Source organism: Synechococcus sp. R8-2 (assembly GCF_047461715.1).
GTDB lineage: Bacteria > Cyanobacteriota > Cyanobacteriia > Thermostichales > Thermostichaceae > Thermostichus.
In genome coordinates, this window is the sequence record NZ_JANSHQ010000229.1 from 1 (window position 1) to 4,251 (window position 4,251).

The window sequence follows — 4,251 nt, forward strand, 5'->3', positions numbered from 1 at the left end:
ATGCCGCCGCCAATTTGAAAGAAGCCGATGGAGGATTCCGCCGAGGTGCGCAGGTACCAATCCGCCAGGTGGATCATGTACTCGATCCCTGTGCGGACGGTGTGTACATTGCGGATCTCACCCGTGATGCAGTGGGCGGCATACATGTTGCCGGTGGTGGAGTCCTCCCATCCCGGCACATAGATGGGCAAGTTGGCCTCCATAGCGGCGTAAACCCAAGAGTCCCGCGGATTGATCTGGTAGTAGGGCTCCAGCCGGCCACTGCGCAGAATCCGGTAGAGAAACTCATGGGGAAAATAGCGCTCGCCCGCCTGATCGGCGCCGATCCACTCTTCCAAAAGGGCTTTTTCCAAGCGCCGCATCGCCTCCTCTTCGGGAATGCAGGTATCGGTTACCCGATTCATGTGCCGCTCCAGCAGTTCCTGCTCCTGCTGCGGGCTGAGATCGCGATAGTGGGGCACGCGCTCGTAGAAGTCGTGGGCGATGAGGTTGAAGATGTCCTCTTCCAGGTTGGCGCCGGTGCAGGAGATGGCGTGAACCTTACCCTGCCGGATCATCTCAGCTAGGGAAAGGCCCAGCTCTGCTGTGCTCATGGCACCGGCCAAGGTCACCATCATCTTGCCGCCCTTTTCCAGGTGAGCACAATAACCTTTGGCTGCATCCAGCAGCGCGGCTGCGTTGAAGTGGCGAAAATGATGTTGGATAAATTGGCTGACGGGGCTGTTGGTCACGATTTTTCCGGTCACTCTGACCTGGTGAAGCACGATTTTCTAGTCTATCAACTTTAGGGGCGCTGACAAGCTTTGCTTGGGGATACCTTTATCGGTATTGGCAACCATTCCCCTGCAGGTCGGCTGGAGCAGGTTGCGTTGCGAAGCCGGGATCCCATACCGGTTCTCACCCGGCCTTGGCTGAGACAAAGGGATCGCCTGCCCATGTCAGAATGGTGGCGAATCACCGCCCTATATCCGTTCACGCTATCTGTTCACGTTGGGTTCATGCCTCCTGTCAGCACTGTCGAGCCAGCCGAGCCCATTGCCGAAGTCCAATCTCCTGAGCTGGCTTCTTCTCCTGCCGAGCCATTGCCTGGCGCTGTGGACATGTCAGTGCCAACAACGACCGGGATCTCTATGGGATCCCTGCGGCGCTGGTGGGCGCGATGGAAGCAAAAACTGCGGTTGGAAACTCAGTTGCTCTTTGTGGCAACGCTGGTGGTCTCATTGGTGGTGAGCAGTTTCACCTTCTGGGCCGTCAGCACCGTGCAGCAGGATGCTCGCTTCAACGAAGCCCGCTTTGGCCGAGATCTGGGGCTGCTCTTGGCCGCCAATGTCGCCCCCCTGATTGCGGAAGATCGCATTGGCGAAGTGGCGCAACTGTCCCGCCAGTACTTTGAGAGCACCAGCAGCATCCGCTATTTGCTCTACGCCGATCCCGAAGGAAACATCTACTACGGGATCCCGTTCTCCAATCAGGAGGTGAAAACCTCCCTCAGCCTTACCCGTCGCATGCAACTGCCGGACAACCGTCCTCCTGCTGAGGGCCAACCGCTGGTGCGCACCCACCTCACTCCTGCCGGGCGGGTGACGGATATTTTTGTCGGCATCTACCATCAGGGCCGCTTTTTGGGCACCCTCGGCTTGGGCATCAATCCCAATCCCGCCCTGGTGCGCTCCACACAATTGGCGCGGGAGGTCTCGATTGGGGTGTTTTTGGCGGTGTGGGTCTTGGCCATCCTGGGAGCGGTGGTCAATGCCCTCACCATCACCTATCCCATCAAAGAGCTGGTCAAAGGTGTCCAGGAGATCACCAAAGGTAACTTCAAGCAGCGCATCGACCTGCCCTTCGGGGGCGAGCTGGCCCAGCTCATCGACAGCTTTAACGAGATGGCGGAGCGGCTGCAAAGCTACGAAGAACAGAACATCGAAGAACTGGCTGCCGCCAAAGCCAAGTTGGAGACCTTGGTCTTCTCCATCGTCGATGCCGCCATTTTGCTGGATGCCGAGTTGCGGGTGCTGCTGCTCAATCCTGCCGCCTCTCGTATGTTTGGCTGGGAAGGGGATCCCGTTTTGGGCAAACCCCTGCCGGAGCTGTTGCCGGAGGATCTGCAGCAGCAACTGGCCCGCCCCCTGATGCAAATTGCCCGCGGGGATCAAGAAGCAGAGGAAGTTCGCGTCAACCTCACCGGCCCCACCAAGCGTGTTATCCGCATCCTGCTTTCGCCGGTGTCGGATCCGCGGCGGCAAAATCTCAAGGGGATCGTGATGACGGTGCAGGACATCACCCGCGAGGTGGAGCTCAACGAAGCCAAGGCTCAATTCATCAGCAACATCAGCCACGAGCTGCGCACCCCCCTCTTCAGCATCAAGTCTTTTATCGAGACCCTCTACGAGTACGGCGAGCAGATGTCCTCGGCGGAGCGGCTGGACTACCTGGAAATTGCCAACCGCGAAACCGATCGCCTCACCCGCCTGGTCAACGATGTTTTGGATTTGTCTCGTCTGGAATCGGGCAAGCAGTACCACTTTGAAGGTGTCGACATCGCGGCAGTGATCGAGCAGACTTTGCGCACCCACCAACTGCAGGCCCGCGACAAAGGGATCCAGTTGCGCAAATTCGTTGATCCCGATCTGCCTTTGGTGTGGGGCAACTACGATCTGCTCTTGCAGGTGATGACCAATCTCCTGGGCAATGCCCTCAAGTTCACTCCCTCAGGGGGCCTGGTGACGGTGCATGCCCACCTGGTGGTTCAGGCGGATGGATCCCCGCAGGCAGTGCGGGTGGCGGTGGCCGATACAGGCATTGGCATTGCCCCAGAAGATCAGGAGCGGATTTTCGACCGCTTTTTCCGTGTCGAGAACCGGGTCCACACCCTAGAGGGCACCGGCCTGGGGTTGGCCATCGTGCGCAACATCCTGGAGAAACATCGAACCCGCATCTGCCTGGAGAGCAAGCTAGAACAGGGATCCACCTTCTGGTTCGACCTGCACCTGTACACTGAAGAGGGACCGCTGGAGTTCGAGGTTCAGCCAGCCGAGACGGATCCCCCCAGTTGCTGCTGGCGGGAGCATCCCCGCCATTCCCACCAAACCTAAGGAGCCAAGATGGAAAGCCTACTGGCCATTTTTTTGGGGCTGGGCCTCAGTGCTGCCTGTGGCTTTCGTATTTTTGTGCCGCTGCTGGTGATGAGCATAGCGGCTCAGGCTGGACATCTGGAGCTGGCTCCCGATCTGCAATGGATTGGCTCAGAGGTGGCGCTGCTGGTTTTTGTGGTGGCCACCTTTTTCGAGGTTTCTGCCTACTACGTGCCCTGGGTGGACAACTTGCTAGATGTAGTGGCAACGCCGGTGGCAGTGGTGGCCGGAATCCTGGTGATGTCGGCGGCAATGGGGGACATTGGTGACCTGAGCCCGATGTGGCGCTGGGCTTTGGCTGCCATTCTCGGAGGGGGGGCTGCTGGGATCACCCAAGGCACCACCGATGTGCTGCGATTGGCCTCTACCACCACCACAGGGGGGCTGGGCAACCCGCTGTTGGCCACCGGCGAAAACGTCACTTCTCTGCTGCTGGCGGTGGTGGCGGTGCTGGCCCCTTGGCTGGCAGTGCTGCTGATGGGTTTGCTGGTGTACTGGCTGGGCAAACGGGCGTTGAAACTGGGGTTCCGCAGCAGAAATGCCGCTCCCAAGTCTCAGGGATCCCCGCCGACGGCTGTTCTACACTGGAGAAGGTTTTAACTGGATGGTTTTGCCATGCCGCCTCGCTGGCCCCGGAAGCCCTCCCGTCGGGATCCCGAATTTCGCAAGCTGGATGATCGCTATACCTATGCCGCCCACATTGCCGTTTTTCTCTGCAGCGGGTCTGGGCTGGTGTTTTTTCAGCAACTGTACCGGGCGGATTGGCCGTGGCTGGTGCCCCTGTTGGGCTGGTGGGCTTTGGGGTTGGGGATCCACAGCTTCTGGATCTTTTTTGTGGCCCGCTATCCCGTCGAGGCCGGCTTTGGGGAGCTCACTCCCGGCGCGCACGAAAACCCAACAGCCGCGGAGACGGATCCCTCCAGAGCCAGCTAGGACTTAGAGAGGGGATGATCCCCTTGCTCCTGTTCTCAGCCAGGGGAGGTAGAAGCTCCACCTGGTCGCCGCTGCCGCCGCAGCAGCAGGGGGGAGAGATCGCTCTCGTCGTAAATATCGCCCACCAGCTCCTCCAAAATGTCCTCCAGCGTGATCAGGCCGGTGGTGCCGCCAAACTCATCCACCA

At 59.5% G+C, this 4,251-nt stretch carries 4 protein-coding genes and 1 pseudogene; 3 read left to right on the top strand and 2 right to left on the bottom strand.

Annotation, left to right across the window (positions count from 1 at the left end; translation table 11 throughout):
• Positions 1 to 746: deoxyhypusine synthase family protein (locus NW819_RS06175; protein ID WP_414413216.1), on the bottom strand; the 746-nt coding region annotated here is incomplete at its 3' end.
• Between the two features lie 354 nt (positions 747 to 1,100).
• On the opposite strand from NW819_RS06175, the gene NW819_RS06180 reads away from it, so the two are divergent.
• The 3 genes from NW819_RS06180 to NW819_RS06190 are packed head-to-tail and all read left to right on the top strand — an operon-like array spanning position 1,101 to position 4,064.
• Positions 1,101 to 3,092, top strand: coding sequence for an ATP-binding protein (locus NW819_RS06180; protein ID WP_414413219.1), 1,992 nt, complete (start codon positions 1,101 to 1,103; stop codon positions 3,090 to 3,092).
• Positions 3,093 to 3,101: 9 nt separating this feature from the next.
• Positions 3,102 to 3,731, top strand: a complete 630-nt coding sequence (locus NW819_RS06185) for a DUF4126 domain-containing protein (RefSeq protein ID WP_414413217.1) — start codon at positions 3,102 to 3,104, stop codon at positions 3,729 to 3,731.
• A 15-nt stretch (positions 3,732 to 3,746) separates the two neighbouring features.
• A complete protein-coding gene (locus NW819_RS06190; protein ID WP_414413218.1) occupies positions 3,747 to 4,064 on the top strand; it encodes a hypothetical protein in 318 nt (105 codons plus the stop codon).
• A gap of 35 nt (positions 4,065 to 4,099) precedes the next feature.
• On the opposite strand, the pseudogene NW819_RS06195 reads toward NW819_RS06190, so the two are convergent.
• Positions 4,100 to 4,251: pseudogene (locus tag NW819_RS06195) on the bottom strand (HlyC/CorC family transporter); the annotation flags it as partial.